Origin of the sequence: Paenibacillus sp. MAEPY2 (assembly GCF_000499205.1) — a bacterium.
Lineage (GTDB): Bacteria > Bacillota > Bacilli > Paenibacillales > Paenibacillaceae > Paenibacillus > Paenibacillus vandeheii.
In genome coordinates, this window is sequence record NZ_AWUK01000064.1 from 1 (window position 1) to 15,121 (window position 15,121).

Below are 15,121 nucleotides of genomic sequence, written 5' to 3' on the forward strand. Positions count from 1 at the left end.
TCTATAATATACCATAAAAATACAATTAAATTCTAAGTTTTATATTATATGTAATTTTAAGAGTGTTGGTACATATTTAAAGAAATCTCCCGAGCTACCCATATCCATAATACTCCCTTGAAAAGTATGCGTTCTTGCTAACGCTGGTGATTACCCTCCTTAATGAATGCGAATCATTTCCGCTCACAAGATGAATTGAGCTGGAATGCAAATCTACCTCTTCCATATATGCTGAAAATGGCTATCTATAATCTTTCACATCCGATGTAATTTAATAACCTGTCCTGTAAAGGAGGTGAGGCTTGATGTAAATGAACGCAATACGTCTGTCCATATTGAGGCTGCTTCATCGTTTCGTTTAAAGGAATGGATACAGTAAATCGCTGTATTACAAAAACCGGGTAAAAGGAGTGGAAAAGTTTGATAAAGATGAATCGTTTACGCAAGCCGCTCTCCATGGGCCTGTCACTTCTCCTTGCATTATCTATCATTCATCCGGTTTCAGCTGATAACGCCGCATCGCAGAAGATCGACATGAAATCAAGTTCAGACAAAATCACCACCTCCAAAGTGAACGCCAAGCTGAGCAAGGAATTTGAGAGCAATGATTATGTAACTTATCTGGTGAAAATGAAAGAACAGGTTGATACAGCCTCTGTCTCCAAACAAGCTATGCAAAAGGCAACAATCGAAAAGCAAACGGCTTCGGCAACGAAACTGTCTGTGCGCAGCACGGTTGTCAGTTCTCTGCGAGAAACGGCCTCGCGATCCCAATACACCCTGGAAAGTTTTCTTGAGAAGGAACTTGACCTTGGCAAGGTCAAAGAATATAAAAGTTATTTCATCGTTAATGCACTAGCAGTAACAAGTACGAAAGAAGTTATGGAACAGATTGCACTTCTTCCCGAGGTGGAAAAATTACTGCCTAACGAGCAGCGTTATATGCAAAAAACTGAGGTTGGTAGCGAAAAGGCAACAGCAGCCCCAGCAACGGAGCCTGCCAAGACACCAGCCAAAGAAGCGGATACAAAGGAAAGCGCAGCAGCTAATGAGAAGAGCCTGCAGACAGAGAACGTTGAATGGAACATCGATTCGATTAACGCGCCTGCAGTCTGGGACAAAGGAATCGACGGTACAGGAATCGTAGTTGCCAACCTGGACAGCGGGGTCGATTACACCCATCCGGCGCTCCGCAGTAAATGGAGAGGACTCGATGCTTCGGGAAATATCGTCGATCCCGAGCTAAGCTGGTATGATCCCCATAGTAATGCCTCTCTTCCTGCGGATGGAGACGGTCATGGTACACATACGATGGGTACCATGGTAGGCTCCGAAGCCAATGGCACCAATAAGATCGGGGTTGCTCCCGGAGCAAAATGGATTGCCGTCCGGATTTTCAATCCGAGTACGACGGATGCCATTATACTGGATGGCGGGCAATGGCTGATTGCTCCAGTGGATGCCGAAGGAAACCTGCACCCTGAGCTTGCCCCGGATGTGGTTAACAATTCCTGGGGTGGTGGTCCTGGATTGGACGAGTGGTTCCGTCCGATGGTTCAGGTCTGGCGTGATGCACAGATCTTTCCGGAATTCTCAGCCGGCAATGTAACATTGACGAATCCGGGAGGCCCAGGTTCGGTTGCGAACCCTGCCAACTATCCAGAGAGCTTCGCGACCGGAGCAACGGATATCAACGGGAATCTGGCTTCTTTTTCCCTTCTTGGTCCTTCCCCTTATGAGGAAATTAAGCCGGAAGTTTCGGCTCCAGGTGTTAACATTCGTTCCTCCGTTCCGGGTGGAGTATATGAGGGTGGCTGGAACGGTACGTCCATGGCAGGCCCGCATACAACTGCCTTGGCTGCACTTCTGCTTCAAGCCAATCATTCCCTTACGGTTGATCAGTTGGAGCAGATTATTATGGATACAGCGACACCGAGAACAGACAGCCGGTATCCAACCTCGCCAAATAACGGCTACGGTCACGGTATCATTAATGCGCTGGATGCAGTAGGTTCCGTGCTTGAAGGCATAGGCACGGTATCCGGGAGGGTTGTCACAGCAGGTGATGATCTGGAAGCACCCGTTCTGGAACATACACCTGTAAACTCTGCGTTTACGGGGCTTGATATTCCACTGACTGCGCGTGTTACCGATAATGTCGGTGTAACTACAGTGGAGGCATTCGCCAAAACAACGGGTACGAGCCAGTACGTATATCTGCCGATGAATCGAATAGCTGGAGATGCCAAAGATGGAACCTACACAGCGACGATTCCGGCATTCCTCATCGAGTCACAGGGCTTGGAATACTATATCCGGGTCAATGATTATGGTAATAACGGATTCGAAAGTGAAGTTTACAAGGTTGCGGTATCCAATGGAGTGCAGCCTGGGTATTTACAGGATTTTGAGGAAGATAATCTGGGCTTCACCTCAGGTGGAGTTGGCAACACCTGGACATGGGGAGCACCGACAAGTGGACCGGGAAGCGCCTATTCCGGTGATAAGCTGATTGCAACCAATCTGACTGGGACTTATGCAGCCAACAGCAATGCCTATTTGCTCGCACCACCAATTGATCTTACCCAGAGCCCTGAAGGAGCATTGTTATCCTTCAAGCACTGGTATGATTTGGAGAGCAACATCGATTTTGGCAAGGTGTACATTGCAACAGAGGATAGTGACTATGCATTTGAAGAGGCATTGAGCTTTACAGGTGCCGGTGGAGGCTGGAAAACGCAATATATTGACTTGCGTGACTACGCTGGTCAACAGGTATTTATCAAGTTTAATCTGACCAGTGACAATTCCGTTCAAAAGGCTGGTTGGTATATCGATGACTTTTCAGTACAAGCTCCAGATGATATTGCTCCGGGAGCGCCAAGCGGATTGTCCGCTACAGCTGACATTCTGGGGAACGTAAACCTGTCCTGGACGGGATCGGACGATGAGGATCTGGAATCCTACAACGTGTATCGTTCGACGAATCCCGGCTCAGGTTATGAGGTTATTGGAAATACATCTGCAACGACATTTTCGGATACAGCGACCGTAACCGATTCGACTTATTATTACACGGTAGCTGCGCTTGATTATAGTGGCAATGAAAGTGACAAGTCGAATGAGGTATCCGTGACCGTGGAGGTCCCTGAAGATATCTTCATTGATCACTTTGATGGCAATAGCGACAATGGATGGTCTCATTCGGGCACCAAGGACGAGTGGGAACGTGGAGTACCTGTCGTTGGTCCTGCCAGTGCGGTTTCTCAGCCGAATGTTTGGGCGACCGATCTAGACAGCACCTATGAGAACGGTTCAAACTATTCTCTGGTATCGCCAGTCGTGGATTTGACTCAAGTGGATCAAGCTACACTGACGTTCAATCATTGGTATGAAATTGAAAGTGGATATGATTATGGTTATGTCGAAGCTACAAAGGACGGTGGCAATACATGGTCGGAGCTCGGTAAATTCTCTCATTCTTCGAATGGGAAACAATGGACTCCGGTATTCTACGATCTGGCTGCATTGAAGGGAAATGAAGTTCAATTCCGGTTTAGATTGACGTCGGACAGCAGTGTCGTCAAGCAAGGCTGGTATATCGATGACTTCCGCATTCTGGGTATCGCCGCTGAGACGGTTACGAAAGATACCGCGGTTGTTCTGAGCAGTGACAAGCCTAAACCTGAATATGATAATCCTTGGTATAAAGTTTCAAGTACAGACAAGGCTGAATTCAATAAAACGAAACAGGAGCAGCCGGAAGTACAGAAACCTGGAACAGGCTCTGTAACCCCGCAAAGCTTGCCTGCAAGTGCAACGGTCACCGTTCTGGAAACAGGGCGTTCAGTGAAGACGGACCCGACAACAGGCAAATACAGTTTTACTCACGTGGCGGGTGATTACACGTTGAAGGCTGAGGCTTATGGATATTATCCTCAGACGAAAACGGTAACCCTCACGGACGGCAGTGGAGCGACAGCGAACTTCAATCTGGAAACCATTCCCCAAGGAAAGATTGAAGGTACTGTAAGTGATGAACGGACAGGAAAACCTCTAGCTGGCGCATCCGTTCTTGTGTTGGAAGATGCTCAAGTAGGGGCAGTTCGTACAGGCACAGACGGCAAGTTCATTCTGGATGTTCTGGAAGGAAGCTATACGCTGTCTATCATCGCGACGGACTACTATAGTAAAACTGTAAGTGTAACGGTACCAGGAAATGGTACAGTCGAAGCGAAAGTTGCCTTAAAACCATTTATCGGATTTCCTGGTGAAATCGCTTATGACGATGGAACTGCTGAAAATGCAAGAGCCTTTGTGGCCGCAGATAACGCATGGGCTGTACGCATGACGCCAGAATTGGAGACAGCACAGCTCACAGGTGCATCACTTCGATTCTGGAATACAGAGTGGCCAGTACCCGGCGGAACAGCATTCAAATATGCCGTCTATGACGCCTCCGGATCAGGTGGAGCGCCAGGCCGATTACTGGCGGGGCCATTCGACGGTACGGCATTGCGTAATGATCAGTGGACGACCGTAGAATTTCCTGAGCCTGTAGTGGTACAAGGCGATTTCTATATCGTGTATGTGCAGACTGCAGTCGGAACGAGCGCGCCGGGACTTGCAACTGATGAAAATGGTGTGAATGCAGGGCGGAGCTGGCAGCGTGTAGGCGGAGTATGGAGTACTGCACCAGCAGAAGAGGGGAACTATATGATTCGTGCAGTGGTTAAATATCCGGTGAATGCACCTGTACTCACTACACCTGCTAACACGTATACCAATAAGTCAGCCTTCACCGTTTCGGGAACTTCTCCTGCGAATGGGGCAGAGGTTAAAATTTATAACGGAAAAAAATTGGTGGGTTCAACAACGGTTCAGAACGGGAAATTCACTTATAATGCACAGCTTCAATCAGGCGTTAATGCCTTTACTGTCGAGGCGGTAGTTAATGGAAAAACGACAGACCGTTCGCTTCCGGTTGTGATCATCTTAGATCAGACCGCACCGGTATTAACGGTTCTTACACCTGAGGAAGGAAGTCGAATCAACACAGAAGTGGTTCACGTGACCGGCAATGTGCAGGATCAATTCCTTGACAAGGTGACGATTAACGGACAAAAGGTGAAATTGGAGCAGGACAGAAGCTTTAATCACCGCGTACTAGTGAATGAGGGTAAGAACACGATTACAATAATAGCGACAGATATTGCAGGCAATAAAACAACCGTGACCCGAACGGTTAATGTGGAAACGTCTTTACCTGAACTGACCAATATCTCTCCGGCTGAGGATGTACGGATTGTGGCAGGAGAAACCGTAACGGTTTCGTTCGACAGCAAGCCCAAACTTCAGGCTTCTTTCCGAATTGAACTGCCATCCAATCTGACTCCACAGGCTGGGGGAGAGATTCCATTGGTGGAAACGGAACCTGGTCATTATACGGGTACGTATACCACATCTGCATCACTTGTGCTTGAGGGTGGGGTTATTGTGATCCGCGCCCAGGATGCGGCTGGTAACAAAGTAGAGGTGGAGGCGCCAGGACGGTTGTTTGTATCTGCTGCCGAAGCGCCTGTTACAAATGTACCTTCGGATGATGACAATCTGTTACCAGGAACTCAGATCGAGTAGACTTCATCTTTCAAAATAATGGACATCCGCCTTGTCATGGCGGATGTCTTTTGTGTTGACTTTATTGTCATCGCATTATAATATAAGCATGTTCTTATATAAGTTACATACAGGAGGGGGAAGGGCTATGGATTTCATTCAAGACGCTGCGGATAAGTTGAAATTACTGGGTGACAAAACACGCCTGACCATGCTCTCGCTCCTGAAAGATAGAGAATGGTGCGTTTGTGAATTTGTAGATATTCTGGATATGTCGCAGCCTGGCATCAGCCAACATTTGCGAAAATTAAAGGATCAGGGTTTGGTTAAAGAGAGCAAACGTGGACAGTGGGTGTATTATTCTTTGAATGTCGAAGATACGCCGTATATTAAACTTGCATTGGATTGCATGCCGGATACAGCGGCTATCCTGAAGTCATTAAACAAGGAAGGGGTATCGTCCAAGTGTAATTAACTTTTTTTGATTTACATATAAGTATATCATTATATAACTATGTTAAAGACAGAGTATTAACGGAAAGGGGGTGAAATGTTTGTTCACGGCAGCGTTGGCAAGCATCATTTTTTTGATCACACTGATCCTCGTTATCTGGCAGCCCAAAAACCTGTCTATTGGATGGTCCGCATGCGGGGGAGCCATTCTGGCATTACTTTTAGGCGTTGTTCATCTTCAGGATGTATGGGATGTTACCCAGATTGTATGGAATGCAACGCTTGCCTTTGTGGCTATCATCCTAATTTCACTTATTTTGGACCGCATTGGCTTTTTTGAATGGGCTGCCTTACATATGGCCAAGGCGGCTTATGGCAGAGGGGTTCGGATGTTTGTCTACGTCTCAATTCTAGGAGCAATAGTTTCCGCTTTCTTTGCCAATGACGGAGGCGCCCTGATACTGACACCGATAGTACTGGCTATGGTACGTGCACTAAACTTTGATGAGAAAAAAGTATTTCCCTTCATTATAGCTAGCGGATTTATCGCCGATACGACGTCATTGCCCCTCGTTGTAAGCAACCTGGTCAACATCGTGTCAGCCGATTTCTTCGGTATTACGTTTATGCAGTATGCAGGAAGAATGTTCATACCAAATCTGTTCTCATTAGCTGCAAGCATAGGAGTTCTATATCTCTTTTTCAGAAAGAGCATTCCCAAACGGTTTGATAGCCGTCAATTGAAACCTCCAGCTACAGCCATTAAGGATAAGAAGATGTTTGGGTTGTCATGGATTGTTCTCGGAATCCTGCTCACCGGTTACTTCTGTAGTGAATTTATAGGTGTTCCCGTCTCCCTTGTAGCAGGTGTGGCCGCTATTTTCTTCTTGGTTGTGGCTTCCCGCAGCTCTGCTGTGCCGACGAAATCGATTCTTAAGGAGGCTCCTTGGGCCATCGTATTTTTCTCCATCGGCATGTATGTGGTGGTGTATGGTCTGCGAAACGCGGGATTGACGGATCTGCTGGCTGCCGCCATTCAGGCTGTGGCCGATCAAGGGTTGTTGGTTGCAACCATTGGAATGGGCTTTATTGCTGCGTTCATTTCATCACTGATGAACAATATGCCTACCGTCTTGATCAATTCGCTTGCCATTGAAGCAACGACAGCTACAGGAAGCATACGGGAAGCGCTCATTTATGCCAATATCATTGGTTCGGATCTGGGGCCCAAAATCACACCGATCGGTTCCTTAGCAACATTACTTTGGCTTCACGTTCTCAGCACCAAAGGCGTCAGGATTTCTTGGGGCACTTATTTCAGAATAGGTATTATTATTACGGTTCCAACGTTGCTAATTACATTAATAGGCTTGTATTTGTGGTTAAGCATTCTGTAATTCAAAATAGCGAGGAGACGATGGCATGAGCAAAAAAACACTTTACTTTCTATGTACAGGCAATTCCTGCCGAAGCCAAATGGCCGAAGGCTGGGCCAAGAAATACCTGAGTGAGGATTGGAACATTTATAGCGCAGGAATCGAAGCTCACGGTTTGAATCCAAAAGCGGTTGAAGCTATGAAGGAATTAGGCATGGATATCTCCACCCAGACATCCGATATCATTGACTCCGAACGACTAAACAATGCAGATCTGGTAGTTACATTGTGTGGTGATGCAGCAGACAAATGTCCAATGACACCTCCACAAGTTAAACGGGAGCACTGGGGGTTCGATGATCCTGCCAAAGCAATAGGTACGGATGAGGAGAAATGGGCTGTCTTCCAACAGGTTCGTGACCAAATCGGACTTCGAATTAAAACGTTTGCGGAAACGGGCAATTAACAATTTATTATTTGCAAAAATGCTTTCTCAGCCACAATCCCGTGGGAGAAAGCTTTTTGCTTATTTATAAGTGAGTACTTATCTGAATGATGTCGTAATTTTATATAGTTATTGTCGTAAGTTCCTATTAAAATTAGATCAGGTCTGTGTTAATTTATAGTTAGATGTCAGAATATCATATAGTATGGAGGTTAATCATAGTGACCATTCGAATAGGTAAAGTAAGCTTATGGCACGTACATGCCTGGGATTATATTAAACAGGCTCAGGAGCATGAAGATACAGTGATGGCTGCTGTGTGGGATGAAGATGCCGAGCGCGGACAGGAAGCAGCTGAACGTCTGAACGTGCCATTCTATGCTTCACTTGAAGAGATGCTGGCACAGGACAACATCGATGCCGTCATTGTGGATGCACCGACACGACTTCATGAAGATGTGATCACTGCTGCCGCGAAAGCGGGCAAACACATTTTTACAGAGAAAGTTATCGCTTCAACCTTGAAGGAAGTTAATACAATCATTTCTGATGTACAGGATAACGGAGTGAAAATGACGGTTTCTTTACCTCGTTTGAACGATGGATATACATTAACGATTCAAGATGTACTGAACCAAGGATTGCTTGGTAAAGTGACTTATGTTCGTGTGCGTTTATCACATAACGGAGCTATTGCCAACTGGCTGCCTGAGCACTTTTATCATCTGGAAGATTGTCAAGGCGGGGCATTGATTGACCTCGGTTGTCATCCGATGTATCTGACGAATCTGTTCCTGGGTCAAGAAGTGACAGGGGTTAATGCTAATTTCGGATATGTAACCGGAAAAGAAGTGGAAGATAACGCGGTTGCCACCTTATTTACGGATTCCGGAGCGATCGGTGTGGTTGAGGCTGGGTTTGTGAACAGTCATTCACCATTTGCGATAGAGGTTCATGGTACGGAGGGCACGCTGTTATACGGAACACCGGAGGAGAAGCTGCTGATTCGCACGAATGTCGGTTCGGAGCAACAGAAAGAATGGACGGAGATTCCTTTGCTGGACAGAAGAGAAAGCGCATTCAGCCAGTGGGTATCCCATATTCAAAACGATACAATTGCTAGCGAGAATTTGCAGACGGCTACTCAGTTAACTCGCCTGATGGAGGCGGCCAACCTTTCTGCGAGGGAAGGGCGTAAAATCTCCTTAAAGGATTTACAGGGATAGGATATTGGGAGGTGCTGCATTGAGCCGATATCCTTTTGAGAAAATGCTTGAGCGACAGGATATCCTGGAAAGACTGGATGTCTCGATCCTGTGGGGACACTACGAGATACGGGTTCTGCGATTTCATCTGACTTCTTTTCCGGCTGGCAGAATCGTTGATTTTCATAACCATGCGGAATTCGAACTCCATTTTATCCCGAGAGGGAAAGGAAAAGTCATTCTGGGGGATGAGATGCATCCGCTCTCTGAAGGCATGCTGTATCTAACGGGTCCGGGTCTTGTTCATTATCAGGAGGCGGATTCCCAGGAGGCTATGGATGAATTATGTCTTCATGTGGATATCATCGAACATCCCAGAGAGGGTGTAGATCCATGGGAGGCAGCCGAATCAGAGGAAACGATTGAAAAGCTTAGGACGCTTCCTCTTGCTCCGGTACATGACTATCATCGCGCCATGAACTGTTTCCTGGAAGCATATGAGGCTTGTGACCGTAAACTGATCGGTTATTACACGTCCATTAAGCAGCAGGTAATTAGTATTCTGCTCAAGACCGTCCGAGCCTACGATATCGGGGGAAATCGGGCGGAGGCTCCAGTTCGAGACATGTCTGTGTATAGGTATGATTATGCCATTCAGTATATGGAGGCGAATCATCCCTCCGCAGTAACACTGGAGAATGTAGCGGAGAAGCTGCATATCAGCAGCAGACAATTGCAGCGAATCTTTTATCAGGTACAGCCAGAAATGCCTTTTAGCCGTGTGTTGGAGGATATTCGCCTGCGCGCGGTGTGCCGCAATCTGGAAGAAAGTCATGTTTCCATTGAACAAATTGCCCTGGCTTCAGGGTTTACCAATGCCAATTATTTGCATGCTGTTTTTCGCAAGCGTCTGGGGATGACCCCATCGGCTTTCCGTAAAATGAAACAACCAAACCAAAAGTGAGGGTGATTGGATATGAGTAAAACGTATCGTGTAGGGATTATTGGCTGTGGCGGGATTGCAAACGGCAAGCATCTGCCAAGTCTGAGCAAGCTTGAACATGTAGAACTGGTTGCTTTTTGCGATATCGTTCAAGAACGTGCAGATGAAGCCAAAGAAAAGTATGGCAGTTCCGAAGCACAGGTATACACAGATTATCAGGAGCTACTGCAGGATAAAACGATTGATATTGTTCATGTTCTTACGCCGAATATCTCCCATGCTGAGATTTCAATTGCCGCGCTGGAATCCGGAAAACATGTAATGTGCGAAAAGCCGATGGCCAAGACATCTGCTGAAGCGCAAAAAATGCTTGAAGCAGCCGAGCGTACGGGTAAAAAACTGACCATCGGATACAATAACCGTTTCAGAGAAGACAGCTTGTATCTGAAGCAGCTGTGTGAAGCTGGCGAACTGGGTTCGATTTACTTTGCCAAAGCACATGCGATCAGAAGAAGAGCGGTTCCGACATGGGGTGTTTTCCTTGATGAGGAGAAACAAGGCGGCGGACCATTGATCGACATCGGTACACACGCACTCGATCTGACGCTGTGGATGATGGATAACTATCAACCGAAGGTTGTTCTGGGTACAACGTATCACGAGCTTTCACAAAGAGAAAATGCAGCGAATGCCTGGGGCCCATGGGACCCGGAAAAATTCTCAGTTGAAGATTCCGCTTTCGGTATGATCGTAATGGAGAATGGTGCCACAATCATGCTGGAATCCAGCTGGGCACTCAATTCACTGGATGTGGATGAAGCAAAATGCAGCTTGAGCGGAAGCGAAGCAGGCGCCGATATGAAGAATGGCCTGCGCATCAATGGCGAGAAATTCAGCCGTTTGTACACTAACGAAATTGAGTTGAGTGCAGGCGGGGTTGCTTTCTATGATGGAAAGAGTGAAAGTGCTCCGGATATAGAGATGAGAAAATGGATTGAAGCAATCGATAAAGATCTGGAGCCGGTAGTAACACCTAAACAGGCTTTGGTGGTTTCGCAAATCCTGGAGGCACTCTATGAGTCCGCTCGTACAGGTAAAGCTGTATATATGAACGAATCCAATCAAGCATAGAATGAATTTCAGAAACCTTTATCCTCATTGGAGGATAGAGGTTTTTGGTCTTTTATACGCTATCACTTTGTCCAGACCATGTCTTACTTCCGTACGTATGATGAAAAAACATATATGTGGAGGAGAGCATAGGTCATGGCTAATAACAGAACGGAGAACGGTGTTTCCATCATTGTATGTACCAATCGGGCACAATTTTTTGATAATATTCTGCAAAATTTCAATCGGCAGCGTTATAAAGTAAAAGAGCTTATCATTATTCTGAATCATGACAGTATGAATCTGCAATTATATCGAAACCGGGTTCGAAAACATGCAAATGTTACCGTATATCAAGTTCCAGAAAGAATCTCGCTCGGACAAAGTCTGAATGCTGGGATTACCCGAGCCCGATTTCCGTTGATTGCCAAATTTGATGATGATGACTACTACTCGCCTTATTATTTGAAAGAACAAGTGAGAGAACTCAAGCGGACCCAAAGTGATATCGTTGGTAAACACTCATGTCTGGTCTATTTAGGTGCTTCAAAGACGTTGTTGGTCAGATCCCCCAGTGAAAAGAACAAACATGTGGAATTTATACAAGGCGGTACACTTCTGTTCAAAAGGGAGATTTTAAAGAAGGTCCGGTTCACGGACCGTTCTATTGGAGAAGATGTAACCTTTCTGAGACAATGCAGAAAAAAGGGTTTCAAAACGTATGCGACGTCGCCATTTAACTATGTATATCACCGGAGACAAAACAAACAAAGTCATACCTGGAGAGCAGATGATCAATTTTACCTGGAAGGAAGCAAAAGTTTAGCGATTACGGACGATTTCAGGTTATTTGCGGATAAGGAATTCTAGAGGAATTAATCCAGATTAGAAGATGTGTCTGTCCAGTGCAGATGCTTCTTCTTTTTTGCTTGGAAAACGGGTCAAGCTATAGAAGAGCAGAAACCACTTCACGTCCGAAGCCTTCCTAGCGCGAAAAAGAAGACGCCCAATTAGCGCCTTCATTCTTCTCGTTTAATCATCATTTAAGAAAGATATTCCTCAACTTTTCACAAGGGCTGCCTTCCAATTTCAATTATCGGTACAATGAGTGCAGCCGCAATTTTAAAGCTTTTGTATATGTGTACTAGTAAATGCAGAATCTTGATATTTCAATCCGGCACCTATTGCTCTATCCAAACATATATGAGCTATCCAGATGATCGACCCTAAAAGCAGATAATCGTTTGAAAAATATAAGTAACTTAATGCTAAAAGCAGAGGAAAAATAAATGTGTGTCCGAAATTATAAACCATCGCACCTATTTTCTTATTCATTGCGTAACCAAGCATTGTAAGATCAGGAACGAATAAAAGCACAAAAAACAACCAAATTGGAAAGTGTAGCTGCATGTAAATAAAAAAAGAAAGTATAACGGCTAATATATATTCTACATGAACGATTTGTTTATTCGTCACCATATCTCTCTCCTTATGAATCCTTTTGGAATAAACTAAGTAACAATTTTTCGATAACTTCTTTATTCTCTGAATATACCGCTTCACTTGCAAGCTCTTTAATGGTTTGCACGACTTGTAATGCCTGTTGGTAAAACTGAATTTTTTCTTCAAGTTTCGTTATTTTTTGATTCAATAACCCTACTGTTGCATCGTTACATTCTGTTGATATGGATTGGTCTCGTAATATAAGTAATTGTTGCATCTCTTTTATTGTAAAACCTAATTGTTTTAATACGATAATTAGCTGTAGCTGTTTTTCACATTCTTCATCATACTCCCGATACCCATTTTCTCGCCTTAACGGATTCAATAAGTTCTCTTTCTCATAATAACGAATTGTATCCGTTTGAATTTGATATTTGCTAGCAAAATCCGTAATTTTCATATTAACCTCCTTTCCGATAAGATCATAACATTGGAGTAAACTCCAAGGTCAAGAGAAATAGTTACAAGAGATCGGGCCTATTATGCTAGTTACAGGTCTTTAAAAAATAAGAACCTTGACTTTTGCAGGTGTTTAAGCGGTACTTGACAACCGTATGGTATATTATAAAAAGCTCTTTTTATGGTGAACACATGATATCATACAAGATGGGGTGTACGTGATGTTTCAATATAAGGATCAGGAATACGAAGGGGTGCATTTTGAAGGACGGGACTTACGGTATGGAGAACTGATCAGCTGTGTTTTCAAACAGTGTACCTTTATGAATGCTTCAATGGAAGAAATCGAAACAAGCAACTGCCGTTTTATCGAATGTGACTTTAAGGGCGCTTCCATGAATGGTTCCATTCATACAGAATCGGCTTTTGAAAATTGTTCCTTCGGTGGTGCTAATCTGTTTGCTTCCAAATTTAGCTCATGCAAGATGACAGGGTCGGACTTTTCCGGTGCGCAAATGGATGGAATTACACTTAGTCAGGGCGATTGGTCCTATACGAATCTGAGACATACCCGATTGGGCAAACAGGATTTGCGGGGAATTCGTTTCTTTGAAGCCGACTTTACGGACACGGATTTTACCAAAGCGGATTTGAGAGACTGTGATCTCACAAGAGTAGTTTTAAGCAGAGCCAAGCTGCAGGGGGCCGATCTTAGGGGCGCTAACCTGGAAGGAATCGATTTGAAATCATTGGATATCAAGGGTGCACGTTTGGATCGGGAACAAGCGGTTCTGTTTGTAAGGTCATATGGTGCAAAAGTAGATTAAGATTAACCTGTTTTACGAATAGTTTATGCCAGTATGGTTGAAGTCCATAAACTTCCATAAACTTCATATCCTGCAGGAGGCCGCCAAACTTGGTGGCTTTTTTGACTTTAAGGAGCGCTGTGTAAGCTTTCAATTAAAAGGAGGCTATCATGTCAACTACATTGATTACTGTGATTGCAGTCATTAGTTTTGGAGTTCTAACGGGTGCAATCATTTTGATTACCGTATTTAAACTTGTGCACAGCGCTAAAAAGAAACAACAACTCCGAAAAAACATTTTAATGGATGGGACTCCGGCAGAAGCGATTATTCATGACATCATACAGACTTCATCCAGTATGGATGGAAGACCGGGAGTGCGAATGGATCTGACCGTAACCCAAGTGGATGGCAGTACCTTTCCCGCGACTGTAGAGACCTTTATTCCGGTTACACATATCGCCCATTTCCAGAAAGGAAATGTCATTAACGTAAGATACATAATAGACGGAATTGAACCAAAGGTTGAGGTAGAGGATGCCTATATTCCGTAAGTTCATCTTCACTAAGTTAACTGAGCTCAAATAGAGAAATCTGAAGTGGATTAGGGGGAATTTTTTTGAAAATAATTAAAGCTTATGATATGGAGATGAAAGAAGAATGGATAACACATCTTCAAGAATTGCTTATTGCGAGTTTTCCAGAGGTCTATCCCAAAGACAGATTGTTTTTTAAGCAAATCCCACAGTGCAGATTATTGGCATTCAACTCTGATAATCAACTGATAGGACATGTAGCATTAGACTACAGGATGATGAATTTAAACGGAGAAGCAGTAAGAGTATTAGGGATAATTGACTTATGTGTCTCTATCACACATCGCTCCCAAGGGATCGCTTCTTTGTTGCTTGGTGAAGTGGAAAAGTTAACTAAGGGAAATATTGATTTTGTACTTTTATTTGCTGATAATATGAACTTGTATCGTAAAAATGGATTCAAAGCTGTAAGCAACACATGTAAATGGTTAAAAATTGACCATGAAAGCTTAACTACAATTGGGGTTGGGGTTCAGAAGGTTGAGGGATTAATGATTAGAGAAGTTGGAACCAGGGCTTGGAGTGAGGGAGAACTCGATTTTTTAGGATACCTATACTGATTAATTAAATCACATATGAAATAGGATTAAGCAGAAATTGACCCAGCGGGAAATTGACTAAAGCCACGAAGATTCGTGGCTTTTTTGTGTTCGAAATGAACTTTTTCAT

The 15,121-nt window shown here is 44.5% G+C and carries 13 protein-coding genes; 11 read left to right on the plus strand and 2 right to left on the minus strand.

All coding sequences use genetic code 11. The features are described from left to right. Nucleotides 1-420 precede the first annotated feature (420 nt). The 8 genes from P364_RS0132895 (at nucleotide 421) to P364_RS0132930 (ending at nucleotide 12,018) form a co-directional block, all read left to right on the plus strand. On the plus strand, nucleotides 421-5,637 hold the full coding sequence (locus tag P364_RS0132895; protein ID WP_024634218.1) for a S8 family serine peptidase: 5,217 nt from the start codon (nucleotides 421-423) through the stop codon (nucleotides 5,635-5,637). A 127-nt stretch (nucleotides 5,638-5,764) separates the two neighbouring features. Further along, nucleotides 5,765-6,091, plus strand: a complete 327-nt coding sequence (locus tag P364_RS0132900; RefSeq protein ID WP_024634219.1) for an ArsR/SmtB family transcription factor — start codon at nucleotides 5,765-5,767, stop codon at nucleotides 6,089-6,091. Between the two features lie 79 nt (nucleotides 6,092-6,170). After that, nucleotides 6,171-7,466, plus strand: coding sequence for an arsenic transporter (locus P364_RS0132905; RefSeq protein WP_024634220.1), 1,296 nt, complete (start codon nucleotides 6,171-6,173; stop codon nucleotides 7,464-7,466). Between the two features lie 25 nt (nucleotides 7,467-7,491). Next, entirely contained in the window at nucleotides 7,492-7,911 is a 420-nt protein-coding gene (gene arsC, locus P364_RS0132910) for an arsenate reductase (thioredoxin) (protein ID WP_024634221.1), read from the plus strand. A 200-nt stretch (nucleotides 7,912-8,111) separates the two neighbouring features. Next, nucleotides 8,112-9,116, plus strand: coding sequence for a Gfo/Idh/MocA family protein (locus P364_RS0132915; protein ID WP_024634222.1), 1,005 nt, complete (start codon nucleotides 8,112-8,114; stop codon nucleotides 9,114-9,116). Nucleotides 9,117-9,135: 19 nt separating this feature from the next. Beyond that, complete coding sequence (locus P364_RS0132920) at nucleotides 9,136-10,059, plus strand: AraC family transcriptional regulator (protein ID WP_024634223.1); 924 nt, start codon at nucleotides 9,136-9,138, stop codon at nucleotides 10,057-10,059. A 12-nt stretch (nucleotides 10,060-10,071) separates the two neighbouring features. Next, nucleotides 10,072-11,169 carry a Gfo/Idh/MocA family protein gene (locus tag P364_RS0132925; protein ID WP_024634224.1) on the plus strand — a complete coding sequence of 366 codons (1,098 nt, stop codon included), beginning with the start codon at nucleotides 10,072-10,074 and terminating at the stop codon, nucleotides 11,167-11,169. A 135-nt stretch (nucleotides 11,170-11,304) separates the two neighbouring features. Then, nucleotides 11,305-12,018: a glycosyltransferase gene (locus P364_RS0132930; RefSeq protein WP_024634225.1), complete on the plus strand. Its 714-nt coding sequence runs from the start codon at nucleotides 11,305-11,307 to the stop codon at nucleotides 12,016-12,018. Between the two features lie 252 nt (nucleotides 12,019-12,270). Here the strand turns inward: P364_RS0132930 and P364_RS0132935 are convergent, their stop codons facing one another. Together P364_RS0132935 and P364_RS0132940 are read right to left on the minus strand one after the other, a co-directional pair. Then, nucleotides 12,271-12,627: a DUF4260 domain-containing protein gene (locus P364_RS0132935; RefSeq protein WP_029881494.1), complete on the minus strand. Its 357-nt coding sequence runs from the start codon at nucleotides 12,625-12,627 to the stop codon at nucleotides 12,271-12,273. A 10-nt stretch (nucleotides 12,628-12,637) separates the two neighbouring features. Continuing rightward, the gene (locus P364_RS0132940; protein WP_024634227.1) at nucleotides 12,638-13,051 is read right to left on the minus strand and encodes a MerR family transcriptional regulator; all 414 of its coding nucleotides are present in this window, start codon (nucleotides 13,049-13,051) and stop codon (nucleotides 12,638-12,640) included. A 220-nt stretch (nucleotides 13,052-13,271) separates the two neighbouring features. Here P364_RS0132940 and P364_RS0132945 point away from each other — a divergent pair, with 220 nt between their 5' ends. From P364_RS0132945 to P364_RS0132955, 3 genes are all read left to right on the plus strand, one after another. Further along, on the plus strand, nucleotides 13,272-13,877 hold the full coding sequence (locus tag P364_RS0132945) for a pentapeptide repeat-containing protein (RefSeq protein ID WP_024634228.1): 606 nt from the start codon (nucleotides 13,272-13,274) through the stop codon (nucleotides 13,875-13,877). Between the two features lie 149 nt (nucleotides 13,878-14,026). After that, nucleotides 14,027-14,410, plus strand: a complete 384-nt coding sequence (locus P364_RS0132950; protein ID WP_024634229.1) for a hypothetical protein — start codon at nucleotides 14,027-14,029, stop codon at nucleotides 14,408-14,410. A gap of 65 nt (nucleotides 14,411-14,475) precedes the next feature. Then, nucleotides 14,476-15,012 (plus strand): GNAT family N-acetyltransferase, encoded by a 537-nt coding sequence (locus P364_RS0132955; protein WP_024634230.1) that lies wholly within the window; start codon nucleotides 14,476-14,478, stop codon nucleotides 15,010-15,012. Nucleotides 15,013-15,121: the final 109 nt, after the last annotated feature.

Bases quoted from the DNA above. Each gene is read 5' to 3' on its own strand.
- P364_RS0132900 (WP_024634219.1), top strand. From the start codon at position 5,765: ATGGATTTCATTCAAGACGCTGCGGATAAGTTGAAATTACTGGGTGAC.
- arsC (WP_024634221.1), top strand. From the start codon at position 7,492: ATGAGCAAAAAAACACTTTACTTTCTATGTACAGGCAATTCCTGCCGA.
- P364_RS0132925 (WP_024634224.1), top strand. From the start codon at position 10,072: ATGAGTAAAACGTATCGTGTAGGGATTATTGGCTGTGGCGGGATTGCA.
- P364_RS0132930 (WP_024634225.1), top strand. From the start codon at position 11,305: ATGGCTAATAACAGAACGGAGAACGGTGTTTCCATCATTGTATGTACC.
- P364_RS0132935 (WP_029881494.1), bottom strand. From the start codon at position 12,627: ATGGTGACGAATAAACAAATCGTTCATGTAGAATATATATTAGCCGTT.
- P364_RS0132940 (WP_024634227.1), bottom strand. From the start codon at position 13,051: ATGAAAATTACGGATTTTGCTAGCAAATATCAAATTCAAACGGATACA.
- P364_RS0132945 (WP_024634228.1), top strand. From the start codon at position 13,272: ATGTTTCAATATAAGGATCAGGAATACGAAGGGGTGCATTTTGAAGGA.
- P364_RS0132950 (WP_024634229.1), top strand. From the start codon at position 14,027: ATGTCAACTACATTGATTACTGTGATTGCAGTCATTAGTTTTGGAGTT.